20 protein-coding genes are annotated in these 20,079 nt (G+C 60.1%); all 20 read left to right on the top strand.

From position 1 onward, the window contains the following. The first annotated feature begins 26 nt into the window (after nt 1-26). The 20 genes from ACNH6H_RS24100 (at nt 27) to ACNH6H_RS24005 (ending at nt 20,078) form a co-directional block, all read left to right on the top strand. Nucleotides 27-962 (top strand): efflux RND transporter permease subunit, encoded by a 936-nt coding sequence (locus ACNH6H_RS24100; protein WP_418321479.1) that lies wholly within the window; start codon nt 27-29, stop codon nt 960-962. 229 nt (nt 963-1,191) lie between these two features. Beyond that, nucleotides 1,192-2,067, top strand: coding sequence for a protease HtpX (gene htpX / locus ACNH6H_RS24095; RefSeq protein WP_418320805.1), 876 nt, complete (start codon nt 1,192-1,194; stop codon nt 2,065-2,067). 273 nt (nt 2,068-2,340) lie between these two features. Beyond that, nucleotides 2,341-3,099: a DUF1566 domain-containing protein gene (locus ACNH6H_RS24090; protein WP_418320804.1), complete on the top strand. Its 759-nt coding sequence runs from the start codon at nt 2,341-2,343 to the stop codon at nt 3,097-3,099. Between the two features lie 201 nt (nt 3,100-3,300). Then, nucleotides 3,301-3,660, top strand: coding sequence for a DUF7467 domain-containing protein (locus ACNH6H_RS24085; protein WP_418321477.1), 360 nt, complete (start codon nt 3,301-3,303; stop codon nt 3,658-3,660). Next, nucleotides 3,633-4,328 (top strand): hypothetical protein, encoded by a 696-nt coding sequence (locus tag ACNH6H_RS24080; RefSeq protein ID WP_418320803.1) that lies wholly within the window; start codon nt 3,633-3,635, stop codon nt 4,326-4,328. Before ACNH6H_RS24085 ends, ACNH6H_RS24080 begins: the two co-directional genes overlap by 28 nt. Nucleotides 4,329-4,487: 159 nt before the next feature. Next, on the top strand, nt 4,488-4,841 hold the full coding sequence (gene tnpA, locus ACNH6H_RS24075) for an IS66-like element accessory protein TnpA (RefSeq protein ID WP_418319049.1): 354 nt from the start codon (nt 4,488-4,490) through the stop codon (nt 4,839-4,841). Further along, on the top strand, nt 4,838-5,170 hold the full coding sequence (gene tnpB / locus ACNH6H_RS24070; RefSeq protein ID WP_418319048.1) for an IS66 family insertion sequence element accessory protein TnpB: 333 nt from the start codon (nt 4,838-4,840) through the stop codon (nt 5,168-5,170). Before tnpA ends, tnpB begins: the two co-directional genes overlap by 4 nt. 63 nt (nt 5,171-5,233) lie before the next feature. Next, nucleotides 5,234-6,817: an IS66 family transposase gene (tnpC, locus tag ACNH6H_RS24065; RefSeq protein ID WP_418319047.1), complete on the top strand. Its 1,584-nt coding sequence runs from the start codon at nt 5,234-5,236 to the stop codon at nt 6,815-6,817. A gap of 31 nt (nt 6,818-6,848) precedes the next feature. Then, nucleotides 6,849-7,619: a plasmid pRiA4b ORF-3 family protein gene (locus ACNH6H_RS24060; RefSeq protein WP_418320802.1), complete on the top strand. Its 771-nt coding sequence runs from the start codon at nt 6,849-6,851 to the stop codon at nt 7,617-7,619. Nucleotides 7,620-7,713: 94 nt separating this feature from the next. Beyond that, complete coding sequence (locus ACNH6H_RS24055; protein WP_418320801.1) at nt 7,714-8,661, top strand: PEP-CTERM sorting domain-containing protein; 948 nt, start codon at nt 7,714-7,716, stop codon at nt 8,659-8,661. A gap of 171 nt (nt 8,662-8,832) precedes the next feature. Further along, on the top strand, nt 8,833-9,825 hold the full coding sequence (locus ACNH6H_RS24050) for an EpsD family peptidyl-prolyl cis-trans isomerase (protein ID WP_418320800.1): 993 nt from the start codon (nt 8,833-8,835) through the stop codon (nt 9,823-9,825). After that, nucleotides 9,822-10,691, top strand: a complete 870-nt coding sequence (gene epsE / locus ACNH6H_RS24045) for a polysaccharide export protein EpsE (protein WP_418320799.1) — start codon at nt 9,822-9,824, stop codon at nt 10,689-10,691. Before ACNH6H_RS24050 ends, epsE begins: the two co-directional genes overlap by 4 nt. Nucleotides 10,692-10,811: 120 nt before the next feature. Next, nucleotides 10,812-12,275: a chain length determinant protein EpsF gene (gene epsF, locus ACNH6H_RS24040; protein WP_418320798.1), complete on the top strand. Its 1,464-nt coding sequence runs from the start codon at nt 10,812-10,814 to the stop codon at nt 12,273-12,275. A gap of 48 nt (nt 12,276-12,323) precedes the next feature. Then, nucleotides 12,324-13,220: a polysaccharide biosynthesis tyrosine autokinase gene (locus ACNH6H_RS24035; RefSeq protein WP_418320797.1), complete on the top strand. Its 897-nt coding sequence runs from the start codon at nt 12,324-12,326 to the stop codon at nt 13,218-13,220. 38 nt (nt 13,221-13,258) lie between these two features. After that, complete coding sequence (gene xrtB, locus ACNH6H_RS24030) at nt 13,259-14,161, top strand: exosortase B (protein ID WP_418320796.1); 903 nt, start codon at nt 13,259-13,261, stop codon at nt 14,159-14,161. 5 nt (nt 14,162-14,166) lie between these two features. Continuing rightward, nucleotides 14,167-14,853 carry an exosortase-associated protein EpsI, B-type gene (gene epsI, locus ACNH6H_RS24025; protein ID WP_418321475.1) on the top strand — a complete coding sequence of 229 codons (687 nt, stop codon included), beginning with the start codon at nt 14,167-14,169 and terminating at the stop codon, nt 14,851-14,853. Nucleotides 14,854-14,899: 46 nt separating this feature from the next. Next, the gene (locus ACNH6H_RS24020) at nt 14,900-16,276 is read left to right on the top strand and encodes an oligosaccharide flippase family protein (RefSeq protein WP_418320795.1); all 1,377 of its coding nucleotides are present in this window, start codon (nt 14,900-14,902) and stop codon (nt 16,274-16,276) included. Nucleotides 16,277-16,327: 51 nt separating this feature from the next. Beyond that, a complete protein-coding gene (locus tag ACNH6H_RS24015) occupies nt 16,328-17,572 on the top strand; it encodes a polysaccharide pyruvyl transferase family protein (protein ID WP_418320794.1) in 1,245 nt (414 codons plus the stop codon). Then, entirely contained in the window at nt 17,569-19,023 is a 1,455-nt protein-coding gene (locus ACNH6H_RS24010; RefSeq protein ID WP_418320793.1) for an O-antigen ligase family protein, read from the top strand. The genes ACNH6H_RS24015 and ACNH6H_RS24010 overlap by 4 nt, the downstream gene beginning before the upstream one ends. Further along, a complete protein-coding gene (locus ACNH6H_RS24005; protein WP_418320792.1) occupies nt 19,020-20,078 on the top strand; it encodes a glycosyltransferase family 2 protein in 1,059 nt (352 codons plus the stop codon). Before ACNH6H_RS24010 ends, ACNH6H_RS24005 begins: the two co-directional genes overlap by 4 nt. The last annotated feature ends 1 nt before the right edge of the window (nt 20,079 follow it).

The raw sequence follows: 20,079 nt of genomic DNA, 5'->3' as shown, positions 1-20,079 counted from the left end.
TTCGATCGGTCGAGTCGTCGGTGTTGATGGACAGGCTGCAACCTGTCGACGATGTCACCACCTGGTGGACCACGCCCAACGGCGGCCAAGTAGAAGTGCTGCTGCGCCTGACCGAGGCTATGCGCGAACTCGTCGACCAGATGCGCGAGCTGCCGGTGGCCTTCGCCCGCGACGGCACGCCGATCGCGCTGGCCAGCGTCGCGACGATCGAGCCGGTCGTCAACCCGGAAGTGATCCGCCGGCAGAACCTGCAGCGCCGCGAAGCGATCTTCGCTGGCGTGAAAGGCCGCCCGGCCGGCGACGTCGGCGCCGACGTGCAGAAGCTGGTCGCCGACACCTCGCTGCCGCCCGGCTACCGCTTCGACGTCGGCGGCGCGACGCGCGAACAACAGGAGGCCTTCGGCGCAATGATGGGCGCGATGGTGCTGGCAGTGATCTTCATCTACATCGTGCTCGCCAGCCAGTTCGGCAGCTTCGTGCAGCCGATCGCGATCATGGCCAGCCTGCCGCTGGCGTTGATCGGCGTGATGCTGGCGCTCCTTCTGTGGCGCAGCACACTGAACGTCTTCAGCATGATCGGCCTGGTGATGCTGATGGGCCTGGTGACGAAAAATGCGATCCTGCTCGTCGACTTCGCGAACCAGGCCCGCAAGGCCGGCGCGACGGTCGCCGACGCGCTGCTGCAGGCCGGCACCATCCGCATGCGCCCGATCATCATGACCACCGCCGCAATGGTCTTCGGCATGCTGCCGCTGGCACTCGCGCTGAACGACGGCGGCGAGATCCAGGCGCCAATGGGCCGCGCGATCATCCGCCGGGTGATCACGTCGACGTTGTTGACGCTGGTGGTCGTGCCGGTGGTTTACAGCTATCTGGTGCGCGAGAAGCGGGCCGCGGTGCCTGCGCCGTCAGTGGTGGTCGCCGGAGGTGGCAGCATGTTGGGGGTGGCGGACCGCACGTAGGGCTTCAGCGCAGATTCGGGCTGGTGGCCTGATAGCAAATCGGGGCTGAAGCCCCTCCTACCAAAAACCGGCTCCCACCGGATGCAGGCTGCCGTGGGAGGGGCTTCAGCCCCGATTGGCCTTTCCCGGATCCGCCAATGATCGCGGCCGTCCCAGAGAACTTGCCGCGCCGTTCCGCCTCCAACACCTCGATTCCACCCCGCACCCACAAGCCAGACCGGAGCCACCGATGAAACGCATTGCCCTGTTCGTGATGACCAACCTCGGCGTGATGCTGGTGCTCGGACTGGTGGTCAACCTGCTTGGGCTGAACACCTTCCTGACCGCCAACGGCATCAGCCTGCCCGACCTGCTCGGCTTCGCGCTGGTATTCGGCTTCGGCGGCGCCTTCATCTCGCTGCTGATCAGCAAGCAGATGGCCAAATGGACGACCAAGTTGCAGGTGATCAACGAGTCGCCCGATCCTCATCACCGCTGGCTGGTCCAAACCGTCGAGGGTTTTGCGCTAAAGGCCAATATCAAGACACCCGAAGTCGGCATCTACGAAGGCCCGCCGAATGCCTTTGCCACCGCCGCGTTGAAGAACTCCGCGCTGGTCGCGGTGTCGACCGGGCTGCTGCAGTCGATGTCGCGCGACGAGGTCGAAGCGGTGATCGGCCATGAAGTGGCACACGTCGCCAACGGCGACATGGTGACGATGACGCTGATCCAGGGCGTGATGAACACCTTCGTCGTCTTCCTGTCGCGGCTGGTCGGTTATGTCGTCGACAAGGTCGTGCTGCGAAACCAGAACGACGGCCCCGGCATCGGCTTTTACGCAACGACGATCGTGATGGACATCCTGCTCGGCATCATCTCCGCGATGATCGTCGCCTGGTTCTCGCGCCAGCGCGAATTCCGCGCCGACGCCGGCGCCGCCCAGCTGGTGGGCCAGAAGCAGCCGATGATCAACGCCCTCGCCCGCCTCGGCGGCCTCGACCCCGGCGAAATGCCCAAATCCATGCAGTCTTTGGCCATCAGCACGCGACCGAACAGCTTCATGGCGCTGTTCTCAAGCCATCCGCCGATGGAGGAGCGGATTGCGCGGCTGCAGCAAGGTGCCTGATCCGACGAAGACAGACCTCGCCTGGTCTGGCGAGGCAACGTGACTTTGCCAAAACACGCTGTACAGCGTATTTACCAGTTCGTTGTGCCAGCCTCCCCCTGTTTGGGGGGAGGGGGCTTGTCGGAGGCGACCGAACCCTTGGAAAATCTCCAAGGAATGCGGCGGGCGGGGGTCCCCAGCCGTTCCGAGCATCATTGCCGTGCCACGACTGCAATTGCACTTCAGGTGCACGGCAGCAGTTTCCATTTCGGCCCTGCAACTGGAGTACCAACGTTGACTGCCCTCTCACGCGCTGATCAAACTCTGTCATCGACGATGAAAAAGCATTGCGCCATCCTCATGGCGGCATGTTCAATCGCGACCACTGCAAAGGCAGACCTTCTCGGGCGCGACATCAACGGTGCCGCCGTGGCGGGGAGCGATGCGAGCGCTGTATTCCTTTATGACTCGGTGCTTGACATCACCTGGGCGCGCAACGCCAACATCAATGGCTTGATGAGCTGGGTTGACGCAGCGGCCTGGGCAGACGATTTGACCGTGGGCAGTTTCAGCGACTGGCGCTTGCCGAGCGTCGGACCTGTCAACGGCTCGACGTTCAACAATTCCTTTTCCAACAATGGCAGCACCGACAACGGTACTGCTGCTGCCGGCACGGGCTGGGGAACCGCCAGCGAGATGGGGCACCTGTTCTACGTTTCATTGGGAAATCAGGGTCAATGCATACCGGGAGCCAATGGCAGCTTCAACTCTTGTGTGCCTCAGCAGGGACGCACACTGAACCCAGGGGACTTTCAAAATCTGCAAACCTCGCGGCCTTATTGGTCCGGCACGCCCTTCAATGCAAACACGGCGTGGGCCTTCAACGTCAATTCCGGCTTTCAGTCGCCGGCGCAGAAAACAACAGAGTATTTCGCAATGGCGGTGCGATCTGGGGACGTGATTTCGGCCGTGCCAGAGCCCGAAACCTACGCCCTCATGCTGATGGGCTTGGGTGTATTGGTGGTGGCACAACGACGGAGGTCGTCGTACTAGATAGACTTGGGAGGCCTTGAGCCTCAACACCGATCAGATAGAGATCGCGCGGCTCGAGCAGGCTCCCAACGACGACCGATTTCTCCTCCATCAAGCCGCCTGCCAAAACGCTTGAAATCGCCCCACCCCCCTGAATGAGTGGGTCCCCTCCCCCCGCCCGCTCGATAGACTGAGCCATCACCCCGGGGAAGCCCGGCACCGATCACGACAACCAATTCCTGCGCCTTTGAGCCGCAGCATGCACCGTCTTGCGGCACCGGCGGCAGCTTCAAGCCGAGCACCCTGACCTTCAGATACACCGGCGGCGGATCCGCGACGCAAAGTCACAACCAGGCGGCCGGCAAGACGAGCTGCAGCGGGCAGATCGATCCGACCAAGCCGGTGAACGTCGTCTACCCGGGCGGGAGCATCAACAACATTCCGCCGGGCGGTACGTTCACGATCCCGCGCACGCAGTCGAACACGGTGATCTCGCTGAGCAACAGCGGCGGTACCGAAACGACGGCTTGCACACCAGTTGCTCGCAACCGCTGGTGGTCGGCGACAAATTCTTCAGCCTGACGCTGGTGGCGCAGGACGGCATCGGGGCCGGGCAAAACGTCAGCTTCGCGTACAGGATCACGAACAAGAGCGCGTTCAACGCCAACAACATCGTCGTCAATGACGACAAGCTGGGTCTGATCTCGGGCAGCCCGTTCTCGCTGGCCCCGGGCGCTTCGCACACGCTCACCGCGAATGGGCTGATCACGCAGACCACGTCGAACATCGCCACCGCCACGTCCGATGCATGCCTGGCGGGCACCAAGGCCACGGCAACAGTCACCGTGCTGCAGCCGCCGCCATGCTCGGTGAAGCAGGCGCTCTACAAGATTGAGGACGACAAATACAAGCTGAAGATCACCAACCCGGGCAACACGATGGTCACGCTCGACACCTTCGTATTGAACTGGCCGGTCGGCGCCACCTACGGCGCAATCAAGGAGATCAAGCTCGACGGCGCAATCTACAAGGCGGACAGGAGCCCTCTTGCCGTCACCTCGGGTGTCACCATCTCCAGCAGCAACTGGACCGAAGCGCAGGTATCCAAGCGGCAGCTCGATCCTGGTGAAACCCGCACCCTGGAAGTGAGCTTCACGTCGAAGTACAAAAAGGAGAACTGCCCCGGCGGTACATGCCTGTCAGGCACGGCAACGTTTGTCCAAGGTTGCTCGCTCGAGCTGGGTCAGTGAGCTCTGCGGTGCGGCGGGCGCCGGCTTTTCATCTCACTGTTACAGATGCGCGGGCAATCAAGGACACGCCCACGGCACCGTATCCGTCCGGCAAAGTCATCTTGAGTCGTCCGGCGACGTCGGAGACGATGGTGTCCACCAAGGAGGTAGGTGGACCCCATGGAAGAGGCCAAGACAGGGATCGCGGTTCGGCGTCGCCACGATCGCGAGTTGAAGCAAAGAGTGTTGCAGGAGTGTCGCCAGCCGGGCGCCTCGGTGGCGCAGGTTGCGATGAACAACGGCCTGAACACCAACCTGGTCCACAAGTGGCGCCGGCTGGCTGAGCGAAGCGAGTCGCCGGTCGCTGCGGTGAGCCAAGCGCCAGCGTTCATTCCCGTGGCCTTGCCCAGCAGCCCGCAACCGCTGCCCGATCTGCGCATCGAACTCCGCCGCGGCGCGACGACGATCATCGTGACTTGGCCGATCGCCGCGGCCGCCGAGTGTGCAAGCTGGATGCGCGAGTTGCTGCGGTGATCCGTGTCGACTCGTTGTGGCTGGCCGTGGAGCCGCTGGACATGCGCTCCGGCACGGAAGCCGCGTTGGCAAGGGTGGTCACGGTGTTCGGCGAGGCCCGCCCGCACCACGCCTACCTGTTCGCCAATCGCCGTGCCAATCGGATGAAGGTGCTCGTGCACGATGGCATCGGTGTATGGCTGGCCGCTCGGCGCCTGAACAGCGGCAAGTTCGTCTGGCCGAAGGATGCGGCGGCGACGGCCTCGCTCAGTCGAGCGCAGTTCGATGCGCTGGTGCTTGGCCTGCCGTGGCAGCGCGTGGGCGAGGCCGGAATCATTCGGGTTCTGTAGAGCGGCGCAATAGTCGCTTCTGCCGATGTGCAACAGCGCATCGATGCGGCACGATCACGGCCTGTGATCGCCCCACAGCAACTCGACTCCCTCGATCCGCAGCAGCTGCGCCAGGCGCTGCTGGCGATGATGTCCGAAGCGGCGGCCAAGGACGAACTGCTCGAGCGGCGCCAGCGCGAGGTGGCGTTCAAGCAGGCGCAGATCGACAAGCTTACGCACGAGCTTGCGGCGCTGAAGCGGTTGAAGTTCGCCGCGAGCAGTGAGAAGTTCTGTGCCGGTCTGAACGCGGAGCAGAAGAGCCTCCTGGAAGAGACGCTGGACACCGACATTGCCGAGGCCTGCAAGGAGATCGATCGGGCCAGCGACGACGGCAAAGGCAAGGACAAGAAGGACAAGCGGCAGCCCAAGCGGGAAGCGCTGCCTGCGCACCTGCCGCGCCGCGAACTGCGCCACGAGCCCGACAGCACGGTGTGCGGCTGCGGCTGCCAGATGAAGCGCATCGGCGAGGATGTCAGTGAGAAGCTGGACTACGCGCCGGGCGTCTTTACCGTCGAACGCCATGTGCGCGGCAAGTGGGCCTGCGCGAGTTGCCAGAAGCTGGTGCAGGCTCCGGTGGCGCCGCACATCATCGACAAGGGCATCCCCACCGCCGGGCTGCTGGCCCAGGTGCTGGTGGCGAAGTTTCTGGATCACCTGCCCTTGTACCGGCAGGAGCACATCTTCGAGCGCGCGGGCATGGCGATCGCGCGCTCGACGCTGGCGCAGTGGGTCGGTGAATGCGGCGCGCAGTTGCAACCGCTGGTGGACGCGCTGTCGGCCGAGCTGCTGCGCCACGATGTGCTGCACGCCGACGAAACGCCGGTGGCGATGCTCAAGCCGGGCAACAAGAAGACCCACAAGGCCTACATCTGGACCTACTGCACGACCCGCTTAAACGCGACGAAGGCGGTGGTCTTCAACTTCGCCGAAACGCGCAGCGGCGAGAACGTGCGCGACTTCCTGGGGCTGGAGGGAGACAAGCCATGGAAGGGCACGCTCGTCACCGACGGCTTCTCGGGCTACCGGGCCACCTTCGAGCGCGGCGTCACCGAAGCCGGATGCGTCGCTCACGCGCGACGTAAATTCCATGAGCTGTGGGCCAACCACAAGAGCAAGGTGGGCGAGCAGGCACTGAGGTACTTCCAGTTGCTGTTCCGGATCGAAGACGACATTGCCGAGTGCACGGCCGAGGAGCGACGACGAATCCGGCAGCGCAAATCACGCCGCGTTGCCGCGGCGCTGCACCGATGGTTGATCCGGCAGCGCCTGCAGGTTCCGGATGGATCGGCCACCGCCAAGGCCATCGACTACAGCCTCAAGCGCTGGGCGGCGCTGACGCGGTACATCGGCGACGGCGACCTGCCGATCTCGAACAACTGGGTCGAGAACCAGATTCGCCCGATTGCGCTTGGAAGAGCCAACTGGCTGTTTGCCGGCAGCCTGCGCGCCGGCAAGCGCGGCGCGGCGGTCATGAGTCTGGTGCACTCGGCCAGGATCAACGGGCACGATCCGCGTGCCTACCTGCAGGACGTGCTCGAGCGGCTGCCGACGCAGCCCGCCAGTCGAATCGAGGAATTGTTGCCGCACTGCTGGCAGCCTGCAGACTGAAGTACCGCCGTTAGGCTGCTACGCTTTGCGGATGCCATCGCGCAAGACTGCTGCCCCCAAACGACGCAAGGCCAAATACGCCTATCAGCTCCTGGTCACGCTCGTCGAAAGCGAGCCGACCGTGTGGCGCCAGATCTGCCAGATCGTCATTCCGGGCAACATGACCCTGGCGGACCTCGACCGGGTCATCCAGACTGCCATGGGCTGGACCAACAGTCACCTGCACCAGTTCACCGTGGACGGTCGGGTATATGGCGAGCCCGACGACGAATTCGCCGCCGAGTTGCCAACCTTGCCTGACGGAGAGTTCACTCTCGACCAGGTGATCGGCACCACCGTCAAGAGCTTCATCTACGAATACGACTTCGGCGACAGCTGGGAACACGACGTGAAGGTGCAGATGGTCATGGTCGCGACCGAGGATCTGTACCTCGGACCGATGTGCCTCGCAGGAGCAAACGCCTGTCCGCCAGAAGACGTCGGAGGAATCCCCGGCTATGCGGAGTTGGGCCATTCGCGACCCATCGCACGAAGAGCACGACGCCATGTGGCGCTGGTGGGGCGGGCCGTTCGATCCGACTGGCTTCGACGTCAACTCGGCCAATCGAGCGATCAGGATGTGGCTGATGACAGGCGACTGACGCAACTATGCGCTCACCGCCAAGTCGTCAAGATGACTTGCCCGGACGCATACACGGCACCGAAAGCGGGTCGGCGTTCATCCCACTTTTTGCCGCTGGAGACAAGCCAATTGGAGGGGACATCTCGCGGGTGCGGTACTTCTTCACGAACCAGGCCCTGACCTGTTGCCCCTTGTGGACGACCCCCTTGAATAGGTGGTCCTGTAACGGAGATCGCGTCCTTACACTCCGTCACACGCTGAAAACAGGTCCACCATGCGGTCGAAGTTCGCCATAGCCGGTTTGTTGCTCACCGCATGCACATGGGTTGCAGCGGCGGCGCTGCCTGGCCTCGGGACCAACGGCACCCAGACCTGGGAGCAACTGCGTTTCTACGGACCGAGCGGCGGCAAGAACTCGCTGTATGCCGACGGCCAGCCGACCTCGATTGGCTCCGTCATCGGCGGGACGGATCTGTGCGCGGATGCCGACATCTGCGGCCAGACGCTCAGGTTCAACACCTTGCTCGGCGGCGCAGTTACTGCCACGGGATCGACCACCGCAGGTGGCACGACTGCAATCGTTCGGCAGGATCTCTACCCCAAATACGGCGGCTTGGGCGTCCAGGGCTACAAAGCCGGCACCAGCTCGACGTCGTGGGTGTGGAAGTCGAGCAAGACCAAATACCAGAAGCCCGAGTACCTCGGCAATACCAAATACGGCTCGTACAAGACCGTCACGACGCCGCCCACCTTCTATGGCAACGACGAAATCAACGCCGGCGACACGCTGACGCTCTCGTTCGAAAAGACAGTGCGCGTGCTCGGCTTTCACTTCTTCGACGGCAACCATGGGATCAGCAGACTTGCCGGCGACTCTTTCGGCCTGTCAATCAACGGCGCGCCGAAGGTCGACTACAAGTTCAGCCTGCTCGGCGGCTACCCGTTCGACACATCGCTGCTGCTGATCGGCAATTCGTTCACGTTCAGCCTGGCGAACACCCGCCCCGAAAGCTTCTACCTCGGTGCGATCAAGATTGCCGAGTTCATCGCGACGCCGGTACCCGAGCCCACCACCTTGGGGATGATGCTCGCCGGCCTGACAGGATTGGCGGTCTTCCTCCGCAAACGCCCGAGCCGCCTCGCCGCCAAACGGCAGCGCACGAGCGATACCGATCGCATCCAGCCCCAGCACTCGCCAATCTCGGCGTACGCATCCGGATAGCGGCTCACTGCCGCTCCGGCGGCCGAGCGGCGCGGCCCAGCGCACGGCCGCCGGCCCCCTCTCGATGTCTTGCGCAAGTTCGCGCAGCTGCCATCCAGAACCCTCCCCTGCTGCACGGCGCACATGCGCCGAGCCACCAGTCAAACCCCGCCAGTCCAGGAGCGTCTGCAGATGCCCACCCGTCACTTCCCTCCCAGCTCGATTTCGTTGGCCGCGATGGCCCTGGCCGCGCCGCTGCTGCTGACCGCCTGCGGCAACAAGAGCGCCGACAAACCCACTGCGACGCAGACCGCAGCCCGGGTCAACAAATCCGAGATCACCGTCCACCAGATCAATTTCGTGTTGCAACAGCAGCCTGGCCTCAGGCCCGAGCAGCTCGACGAAGCCAGCAAGGCTGCGCTCGAAGGCCTGATCGAGCAGGAACTCGCGGTGCAGAAGGCCGAGGACCTGAAGCTCGATCGTGACCCGCAGACCGTGCAGATGCTGGAGGCGGCGCGCCGGCAGGTTCTCGCCAAGGCCTATGTCGACCGGGCCGGCGCCGCAGCGCCGAAGCCGACGCCCGAACAGATCAACCGCTACTACGCAGACAACCCGGCACTGTTCAAGGAGCGCCGCGTCTACACCTTGCAAGAGATTGGCATCGAAGCAATGCCCGAACATGTGCCGACCCTGCGCACCAAGCTGCAAGCCGCGGCCACGGTTCCCGATTTCATCGACTACCTGCGCACCAGCGGCCTGCGTTTTGCCGGCAACCAGGTCACGCGCCCGGCAGAGCAGATCCCGCTCGCCATCCTCGAACAGGTGTCGAAGATGAAGGATGGCCAGGCGATGCTGATCCCGGTCAAAACCGGGGTGCAGGTGATCGTGATGAATGCCTCGCGCTCTGAGCCGGTAGACATCGAGCGCGCCCGGCCGGCGATCGAGCAATTCCTCGTCGCCGATGCAAAGCGCAAGCTCGTGCAAGACGATCTGAAGGCGATGCGCGCCGACGCGAAGATTGCCTACAAGGGCAAGTTCGAGGCGATGGCCGCCAACGGTACGGAAGTTGCTCCAGTCAACCCGCCAGCCCCCACCACCCCGCAGGCTTCCACCACCACAACCGCTCCGGCGGCTGGCACCGGCATGACGTCGTCCGACATCGCCAAGGGTTTGAAACTCAAATGATCACCGCAGCATCCGCTGGCCGCCACCTGCGTGCCAGCACCCTCGTCGCCGTGATGTCGGCCGGCCTCGCGATCATGCCATTCGCAGTCAATGCCCAGCCGGCCACCCGGGCCAGCGCAAGCACTGCTGCCGCACCGGCCGCCGAATACACCCTGGGCGGTGGCGACGTCGTGCGCATCTCGGTGTACCAGAACCCCGACCTGAACATCGAGGCCCGCATCTCGGAAGCCGGCGTCATCTCGTTCCCGCTGCTCGGCAGCCTGCCCCTCGGCGGGCGCAGCGTGTCGCAAGCCGAGGCGCTGATCGCCAACGGCCTGCGCAATGGCGGCTTCGTCAAGCAGCCGCAGGTCAGCGTGCTGGTGATGCAGGTGCGCGGCAACCAGGCCAATGTGCTCGGCCAGGTGAATCGCCCCGGGCGCTTCCCGCTCGAGCTGGCCGGCATGCGCATCAGCGACCTGCTGGCGCTTGCCGGTGGCGTCAACCCGAACGGATCCGACATCGTCACGCTCGTCAGACAAGGCGCCAACGGCACCACGCGCACCGAGATCGACGTGCAGTCGCTCTTCAGCAGCACCAGCCAGGGCGAGGATCTGCGCGTCGTCAATGGCGACACGATCTACGTCGACCGCGCGCCGATGTTCTACATCTACGGCGAGGTGCAGCGCCCCGGCGCCGCCCGTCTCGAACGCAACATGACCGTGATGCAAGGCCTGGCCACCGGCGGCGGCCTGACCCAGCGCGGCACCGAGCGCGGCGTCAAGGTGCACCGCCGCGACGCCGACGGCCGCATCACCGTGATCCAGCCGAAGTTGAACGACCCGCTGCACAACGGCGACGTGATCCACGTGCAGGAGAGCCTGTTCTGAGCAACCCTGCCATGCCACACCAACCGTTCGACGAACACTGTGGGAGGGGCTTCAGCCCCGATTCAGACTCGCCCCAACCCCCCATCGCACCCCACCCCCTCCCACCGGCATGCCCCTGACATGACCTTCGGCCAATTCCTGTCGATCCTGAAAGCCCGCTGGTGGGCGATGCTCGCGGTGCTGGTGCTGACCGTCGGCACCGCACTCGGCGTCAGCCTGCTGCTGCCGAAGAAGTACACCGCAAGCGCATCGGTGGTGGTCGATTTCAAACCCGACCCGTTGTCGGCATCGCTGTACGCCGGCATGCCGCCCACCGCGCTGATGGCCACGCAAGTCGACATCATCGGCAGCGACCGGGTGGCGTTGAAGGTGGTGAAGAACCTGAAGCTGACCGAGAACCCGGAAGTTCGCAGTCAGTGGCTCGAAGCAACCAACGGTGAAGGCAGCCTCGAGCAGTGGCTGGCCAGCAACTTCCAGCGGCAGCTTGATGTCAAGCCGTCGCGCGAATCCAGCGTCATCACCGTCGCCTACTCTGCTCCCGACCCACGCTTCGCCGCCGGCCTGGCCAATGCCTTCGTCCAGGCCTATGTCGAAACGGTACTTGAGCTCCGAGTCGACCCGGCGCGCCAGTACAACAACTTCTTCGATACCCGTGCCAAGGAGGCCCGCGAGGCCCTCGAACGCGCACAGGCCAAGCTCAGTGAGTACCAGAAGGAAAACGGCCTGATCGCCACTGACGAGCGCTTCGACGTCGAGAACCAGCGGCTCAATGAACTGAGCTCGCAACTGGTCGCGCTACAGGCCTTGGCGTCCGAAACCCGCAGCCGCAGCGCCCAGGCCAGCGGCGAGAGCGGCACGCAGATCCAGGAGGTGATCAACAACCCGCTGGTTTCCGGATTGAAGGCCGACCTCAGCCGCGCCGAGGCCAAGCTGCATGAGCTCAACGCACGCCTAGGCGTCAACCATCCGGCGGTGATCGAAGCCAAGGCCAGCACCGAGTCGCTGCGCAACCGCATCGAGCAGGAAAGCCGGCGCGTGGCCGGCGGCGTCGGCCTGAACGCCAACGTCAGCAGCCGCCGCCTCGCCGATGTGCAGGCCGCCTACAACGCGCAGCGCAGCACCGTGCTGAAGATGAAAGCGGTGCGCGACGAAGCCAGCGTGCTGGTGCGCGATGCCGAGAATGCCCAGCGCGCATTCGAAGCGATCAACCAGCGGCTCAACCAGACCAGTCTCGAGAGCCAGACGCAACAGAGCAACGTCAACATCCTCAGTGCTGCTGCTCCACCCAGCCAGCCGTCGTCACCAAAGATCCTGCTGAATACCGCCCTTGCCGTCTTCCTCGGCAGCCTGCTGGCGGTCGGCTCGGCATTGATGATGGAACTGACCGACCGCCGTGTGCGCAGCAGCCGAGACGTGGTCGACACCCTCGGCCTGCCGCTGATCGGCGTGTTGCCCGGCGCGACGAAGAAGCTGCGCGGCAAGAAGTCGAAGGCAGCAATAGCGCAACAGCAAGACCAGGAGCAGCGTGTTATCAGCGGCCGCCGCCTGATGTCACTGAAGTTCGGCACGCGCAGCCCTGCTTGAAGCAGAAATCCAGCACGCAAGCGCATCACACGAGAGCCGAACAGCGTCATGTCCCCCTCAGCCAACACCGCAACCGCCGACGTGCGCAGCATCGGCGAAATCATCAAGGACACGCGCAACCTGACTGCCGACCAGGTGGAGCAGATCCTCGCGCACCAGCGCGACCATGGCGTGCGCTTTGGCGAGGCAGCGATCGCACTCGGATATGCCACCAACGACGACGTGCTGCTGGCGCTGAGCGAGCAGTTCAGCTACCCCTACGCCAGCGAAGAGCGCCGCAGGCTCAGCCCGGAACTCGTTGCACTTAACGAACCATTCGGCCAGAAGGCCGAAGCCATCCGTGCGATGCGCAGCCAGATCCTGCAACGCATCCAGGTCGACGGCCAGGCCGATCTGCGCCAGCGCCGGGCGATTGCCGTCGTCAGTGCGTCACCGGGTGACGGCAAGACTTACCTGTGCGCCAATCTGGCGGTGACATTTGCGCAACTGGGCAAGCGAACACTGGTTGTGGACTGCGACTTGCGCGGCCCGCGGATGCACGAAGTCTTTGCAGTCGACAACGACCACGGACTTTCAGGCCTGCTGACCAGGCGCAGACCGGGGCAGCCAGGCAAGGCGGGCATCGGTGCGATCAAGAAGGTGGACGGGGTTCCAAATCTTTTCGTGCTGCCTGTAGGCATCCAGCCACCGAATCCCCTGGAACTGATCGAAGGAACCTGGTTCGATGGACTGCTCGCCGAACTGACTAATCGCTTCGATCAGGTGATCGTCGATACCCCTGCGTCGAGCTATGGGGCGGATGCACCGGTAATCGCTTCGCGGTGCGGGCTTGCAGTAGTCGTTGCGCGGAAGAACGTCGCACGCATGCTCGAGGTCCAGGAACTGGTCCAGGTGCTCGCGAATGCCAGCGCGAAGACGGCGGGCGTCGTGATGAATGAGTTTTGATTCCACCGCACAAATTGAGCCCGTGCCCAGATTTTTAAATGGCCATGCATCCCGCCCACGTCAACGCGCCCCCGAACCGACAGCCATTACTGCCCGTAGGATTCGACTGGGTAGTCTTCGCGCTGCTGAGCGCGGGGTTGCTGCTGCTATATGTCCCGGCCTACATCGATCTGGCCAAGACCGTCTGGTCGACTGACGAACAAGGCCACGGCCCGATCATCCTGGCCGTCAGCCTGTGGCTGTTGTTCATCAAGCGCCACGATATTGCAGCCGCGCCCAGCGACCCGATCCCCTGGCTGGGATGGCCGCTGCTGGTGTCTGGTTTGGCGTTCTATGCGCTCGGCCGATCGCAGGACATCATCATGTTCGAGATCAGCGCACAGATCGTGCTGCTGGTCGCGATGCTGCTGATCTTCAAGGGGACGCGCGCATTGCGGGCAGCTTGGTTCCCATTGTTCTTCATGTTTTTCATGGTCCCCTTGCCAGAGGCGCTCGTGGCTGCCGTGACAGCCCCACTGAAATCTGCGGTCTCTGCTGTTGCCGCGAGCTTGCTCTACACACTGGGCTATCCCGTGGGCCGTACCGGCGTCGTCATGACCGTGGGCCCCTACCAACTGCTGGTGGCGGATGCCTGTGCCGGCTTGAACAGCATGTTCACACTCGAGGCCCTGGGCATCCTTTATATGTACCTTATGAAGTACACCAATCCGTTACGCAACATAGTCCTTGCGGTACTGCTGATCCCCACGGCCTTCGCCGCCAACATCGTGCGGGTGATGATCCTTGTACTGGTGACTTACCACTTCGGCGATGAAGCCGGGCAAGGGTTTGTGCATGGCTTCGCCGGCATGGTCTTGTTCATGGTGGCGTTGTTGCTGATGCTGGTGTTGGACAAAGTGCTGGGTCTGGCCTTGCCGGCGCATAACAAGGTGGCGGTTTGAAGGCGATGCGCTTCAGAGCGGTCGTCGTTCTTTTATTAGCCATGGTGGCAGTTGCAGTCGCGGCGGCGTGGCGGCCGATCTTGCCTTTGGCCGATACCCGGCCGCCTATAAATCTCGAGAGCCTGTTTCCCAAATCCTTTGGAACCTGGACCTTGGATGACCGGATGCCGGTACAGCTTGTGTCCCCGGACACTGCGGCAGTACTCGACAAGATCTACAACCAGACCCTAAGCCGCACCTACGTTAACAAGCGGGGAGAGCGAATAATGCTTTCTGTCGCATATGGCGGCGATCAATCGGATGGTACGCGCGCGCATAGACCCGAGGTGTGTTATCCCGCTCAGGGTTTTCAAATCCTTTCGGAGCAACGCGACGAAGTCGCGCTCCATTCAAAGAATCTACGGGTACGAAGGCTGGTCGCCAAATTGGCTGATAGAGTAGAACCAATAACATATTGGACGACTGTTGGCGACCGCCTCGCGGTTAGTGGAACTGAGCAAAAGCTGGCTCAGCTGTCGTACAGCACGCGAGGTTTCATTCCTGACGGCATGCTTGTTCGAGTTTCCAACATCGACGCGGACGCCAAATCTGCATTTGAAAGGCAATCCGCGTTTATTCGAGAATTGGCGATACATATTTCCGTCGACGCTCAACCGCAAGTCATTGGAGCGACGGAGAACCGCAATCCGTAGAATTTCTCGTTGGTTGAATGGGCTCGAATGCGCTCTCATTCGGAAATTGCAAAACTTCAACAAGTCAACGTCATCAAAACGACAAAATGCAGCCTCTGATCCAAGTGGCGATAGCGAAGATAAGAACGCAAAGAAAATGTTAGCCAAGATCGGATGGATGACGTTTTCAACACTTTTGCGGTTGGGATCCGGGTTAGTTCTCTTCCTTATCCTAGCACGAACACTAGGCGTCGCAGATTTCGGAACATTAGCATATTGGCTGGCATTTTGCACTCTTGCACTCATGCCAGTCAACTACGGATTTGGACTGTATATTTTGCGGGAAGCGGGAAAATCCAAAGACCATCTTTCAATAATCTTGGGCGATACCCTTGTCGCAAAGTTAATTCTCGCCGCTGTACTTAGCATTGGAATGGCGACAGCGGCTTATAATTGGATACCCGACCAGCAACTTTTCTGGTTGCTATACGGCATGGCAATGGCGGAATCGTTTTCCGAATACTTAAATTATTCCCTGAGAGCACTCGGCCGTTTCCAAGAAGAAGCCAAATTAACACTTGTGACCGCGCTGCTAAATTTTGGAGGCGTTATCGCATTCACGCTGGCTCTGGAGACATTGCCCGCAGTTGCAACCGGTTTTCTCATCACAAGAATCTTTTCTCTGATCATCACCTGGCGATGGATTGACAAATATCTCCCAATTCGAATCTCAACCTTAAATCTAGCTATGCCTCGGATTCGCGCCACATTGCGCAACGGTTTCGCCTATGCAGCGGATATGGCACTCGTTACACTTAACTCAACCTTTGACATACTTTTGTTGAGTCATCTGGCTGGACCAAGTGCAGTGGGGCTATATCAAGCGGGACTAAAACTGATGCAAGGGGCGACCACATTTGCGCCGGTTCTTAGCAACGTATATATGCCCTATATCTCAGAACGAGCATCGTCGGGCGATAATATCAAGAAAACAGTTACAGAACTAAACTTTAAAGTCCTTTCACTCGGCGCCGGAATGGGCATCATTCTTGCGTGGGCAAGTGGCGGTATTACTGCAGTGCTCTTCGGAACCGAATATTCTGAAATGACTACGCTCCTGCCATGGTTCGCTCTTGCTCTCGTACTACGCTATTTAGCGGCCGGCTTCGGAATCAATTTGACGGCACATGGTCATCAGTATATTCGCGTAGTCACGAACGTTTCCGCGCTGGCGATATTGATCGTCATCGCACTCTTAACGGTTCCAACCTTTGGGCCTCGCGGCATGGCATTCGCAGTTGCCTCGGCGATGGGATTCGTGGCCCTTGCCTATTACATAACTCTAATCGCGCGACGGATTCCAACCGGAATGAGCTCGACCAACGTCCTGATTCTCAGTTTAGCGGCCCTTTTGATCGTTTTAAACATCGCATTATCTAATTGACGGCCTTCCAAGAACATTGGTATTCTATTGATTTCACGGGCACATATAGCGATGAGTTCAACGATCAGTCTCTACGGCGCGTACGACCGCCTCAACTACGGAGACATCCTCTTTCCGTTGGTCATTAACTTCTATCTTAAGCAGCGCGGCTTTGCTGGAGATTTACGTTTCTACGCACCTACCCGTTCGGATCTCCGCACCTATGGGGGTGTTCAGACACGTTCGGCACGCGACCTAAGACTCGATGCGCGTACCTTGGCGGATGCCGGGCGTCCTGGAGTCTTGATAGTGGCCGGAGGCGAAGTCCTGTCCGCCACTTGGGGTGGTTTTATTGCCTCGCTGCTTCCGAACGATTTTCTCGGGCGAGTCGAACGGGTAGCGAGGCGACTGATTGGAGACAAGCCATTCGCGCATTTATATGCAAGGCTATTCGATTTTCCATCCCTCTTGCCTTTTGTGATTTCGGACGACGATTTTCCAAGTCAAAAAGTTGCCTACAACGCTGTTGGCGGCTCTCATCTGAGCAAGGTTGATACTTTCGTGCGAAATGAGTCATTTCGCCGCCTTGCCAAGGTCTCGTATCTGTCGGTCAGAGATAACAAAACAAAGTCCATCCTACAGCGCCACTTGGACCGAGAAGTTTTTCTATCGCCAGACTGCGCGATGATCATATCCGATATGTACCCCCTTTCAGAGCTTGAGTCGCACGTATCGGGGGCCGTAAAGCTGGCTCTCGATCACCACAGGCCGTATGTTTGTTTCCAGTCAGCCGCCGAGGCCGCCGCCGGACATGAGGACATCATAGAAAGTCAAATCTCAGCCGTGTCCAAGACCTTCGGAATCCGATGCATATTCTTCGATATCGGGAAGGCCGCAGCGCATAGCGACCAGGTTCTGGTAGAGCGATTATCTACTCGAAAAAGGTTGGGCGAGTATGCGCAGTATGTTACGTGCGAAAACATTTTTGATGTTATGGCGATAATTGGCAATGCTTCAGTGTATTGCGGTACCAGCCTCCATGGCGCCATCACTGCAATCAGTTACGACAAACCAGTGGTCGGCCTTTGTCCCAGCCAAGTCCTGAAGCTTGCTGAATTTCTCAAAACCTGGGGCAGATCGAGCAGTTATCGACTTGCAGAGTACGAAAACCTTGCGCAGGCGCTTTGCGAACTCCTCGGACAACAACTCGCGGCACAGCCCGGCGCCATGGAGATTGAACGTCTAAAGGGTTTGGTTTACGACAATTTCGACAGAATGTTTCAGGCGTTAGAGCTACCCGAACAAAGTCTCAAATGACCACGTCCGGCGCCAACACTTTCGCACATCACTCGAGTGCTGGCCTGTGGATTATCGCCACAACTGTGGTAGTGGGAGGATCTCTGGGCATCGCGGCGGCCGTCCTACCTTGGTGGATGGTCTCCATCGGTCTGGTCCTCCCGCTGCTAGCAGCAGTAGCCCTCGCTTGGCCGTTCCTTGGCCTGCTTGGGCTGATCATTTTGCTTTCCGGCATGATTCCGTCGTGGATTCTGCCCCAAATTAACCTAGGCCCAGGAAAAATTCTAGGCACTGACCTCGCGCTAACGATGTTGGTTGTACTTGCATGTTTGAAAGCCCTTGCCAATGGCAATGATTCACTAAAGGACGGTAAACCCCTTGCTTTGCCCGTGGTTGTCTTTTTGCTCGCCATCATTCCGTGTTCGATGGTCGGGTATTTCGTATACCATACCTCTCCACGAGAGGTGCTCAATGAAGCGCGCGTACAGATCTACTGGCTGGTCTTTTTTTTACCACTCTTTCTTGTCGCGAAACCGAGGGACTTGAATCGCATAGCGTGGGGCCTTGCCATTATCGGAGTTACGCTCGCCTGCATGGTAATTGCGCAATTTATACTTGGCGTTCATCTGCTCGAGCATGGGCGGATGGAGGATCTTAGGACGGCCGGAACGAAATACGAAGACGTTACGCGAAGCACGGCGGGCGGGGCAATCTACCTCATTATTTTCGCGCTCTATTTCCTTACCACTCGCATACTGACGAAAACACTGCGGCCCATCGTTGCGTTTCCTTTACTTGTGTTGCTGGCGGCAGGCATCATTGCCACATTCGGTCGAGGAATTTGGCTAACCTGTGGCATCGGCCTCTGTGGAATTGCTATCTACTTGGGCGGGGCAAGAGCGCTGAACAAAGTTTTGATATTTGTTTGCATAGGGAGCGTAATGGCGCTTGGCAGCCTGGCGATTTTCAAGCCCCAAGTTGTCGGTGCCTCGTTCGAGCGGTTCACCAGCACGTTTGGCGAAGGAGAGGAACGATCCTCGCTCGGCGAACGACTGGAGGAAAACGGCTTCGCACTGAATAAAATCGCCTCCAGTCCGATTTTCGGTATTGGCTTCGGCACCGCCTACAAGCCGCGTACCGATCCTGGCGTTGATTGGCACCAAGTGCGATATATCCACAATGGGTATTTGGGTCTTTGGTTAAAACTCGGGCTTGTCGGCCCTCTTGCTGCCGGATGGCTCGTCTTCGCAGTGGTTCGTAGATGCCGCATCTTATTGCATCGAGAATTGTTAAGTGAGCCGAACAAGGGGCTCCTCATTGCGTGCCTCACCGCGTTTCTCGTGCCGGTCGTTACAAGTATCACGCAACCTGAATGGCTAACATCGCTGGGTGTGTCGTTCTTTGCGCTCATGGCCGGAATTATCGCAGTGATGGGGCATCTCTTTCGTGTGGACACGGAGCAAACGAATTGAAAGTCGCAATCATATTGGTAAACTGGAAAGGATGGCGGGACACGATCGAGTGCTTGGAAAGTATATTTAATCTTGACTATCCTGGCTTTCGCGTTTTCGTAGTTGACAACGATTCCGGCGATGGCTCGCCAGACCGCATCAAAGAATGGGCGGCAGGTTCGCAGCCCGTCCCAGTCGCCACACTTACCCCGCTCACTCCACTAACCCTGCCCACGGTACAGAAACCCGTAACAGTCATCGAATGCGATCGAAGACAGGTCGAGAATGGGGCTATCGCCGATGGGCCACTCGTGCTGATCCATGCTGGTGGCAACCTGGGCTTTGCTGGCGGTAATAATATCGTGCTGCGCCATATTCTAAATCAGGGAGACTACGACTACGCTTGGTTATTAAACAACGACACTGTCATCGATCCTAAAGCCCTCTCGGCGCTGCTGCAGCGAAGCTTCGAGCATCCAATGGCCGGCATCATTGGATCGACTTTGCTGCTTTATGATCAACCGAAAACGGTTCAAGCATATGGTGGCGCGCGGTTCAATCGATGGCTAGCGAAAGCAAGCCCAATCGGGCTGTTTTCCGAATGGCGCATACTGGATGCAAAGGCTATCGCGGAAGTTGAACATGAATCGGCTTATGTGATCGGTGCTTCCATGCTGGTTTCATCGACGTTCCTTCGCAAAGTTGGGCTTATGGACGAAGATTATTTCTTGTATTTCGAGGAACTAGATTGGGCCCGTCGGGGATCCGCTTGCTTTAAACTTGCGTATGCGCCGGATAGCATCGTATATCACAAAGTTGGTCGATCCACTGGCAATCAGTCATTACTATCTCTGCACTATCTATCTCGGAGCCGCATCCGGTTTATGCGCAAGCATTATCCGAGGCTACTTCCCGCTACTTACCTGCAGATGGCATGGGAAAGCTTCAAGGCACTCATCAAGGGGCGGCGCAACGAGTTAAAGGCGCTTCTTCTAGCTATGCGCAACCCCGATCAATGGCCAAGTCAGTTGCCACCCAATGTCACAAATCGAACGGGGCGTGAATTCAATATCTAGC

Origin of the sequence: Pseudideonella sakaiensis (genome assembly GCF_048320135.1) — a bacterium.
In the GTDB taxonomy this organism is placed as follows: Bacteria; Pseudomonadota; Gammaproteobacteria; order Burkholderiales; family Burkholderiaceae_C; genus Ideonella_A; species Ideonella_A sakaiensis_A.
The sequence above is the reverse complement of the archived record's forward strand: the minus strand, read 5'-3'. Positions and strand labels throughout refer to the sequence as shown.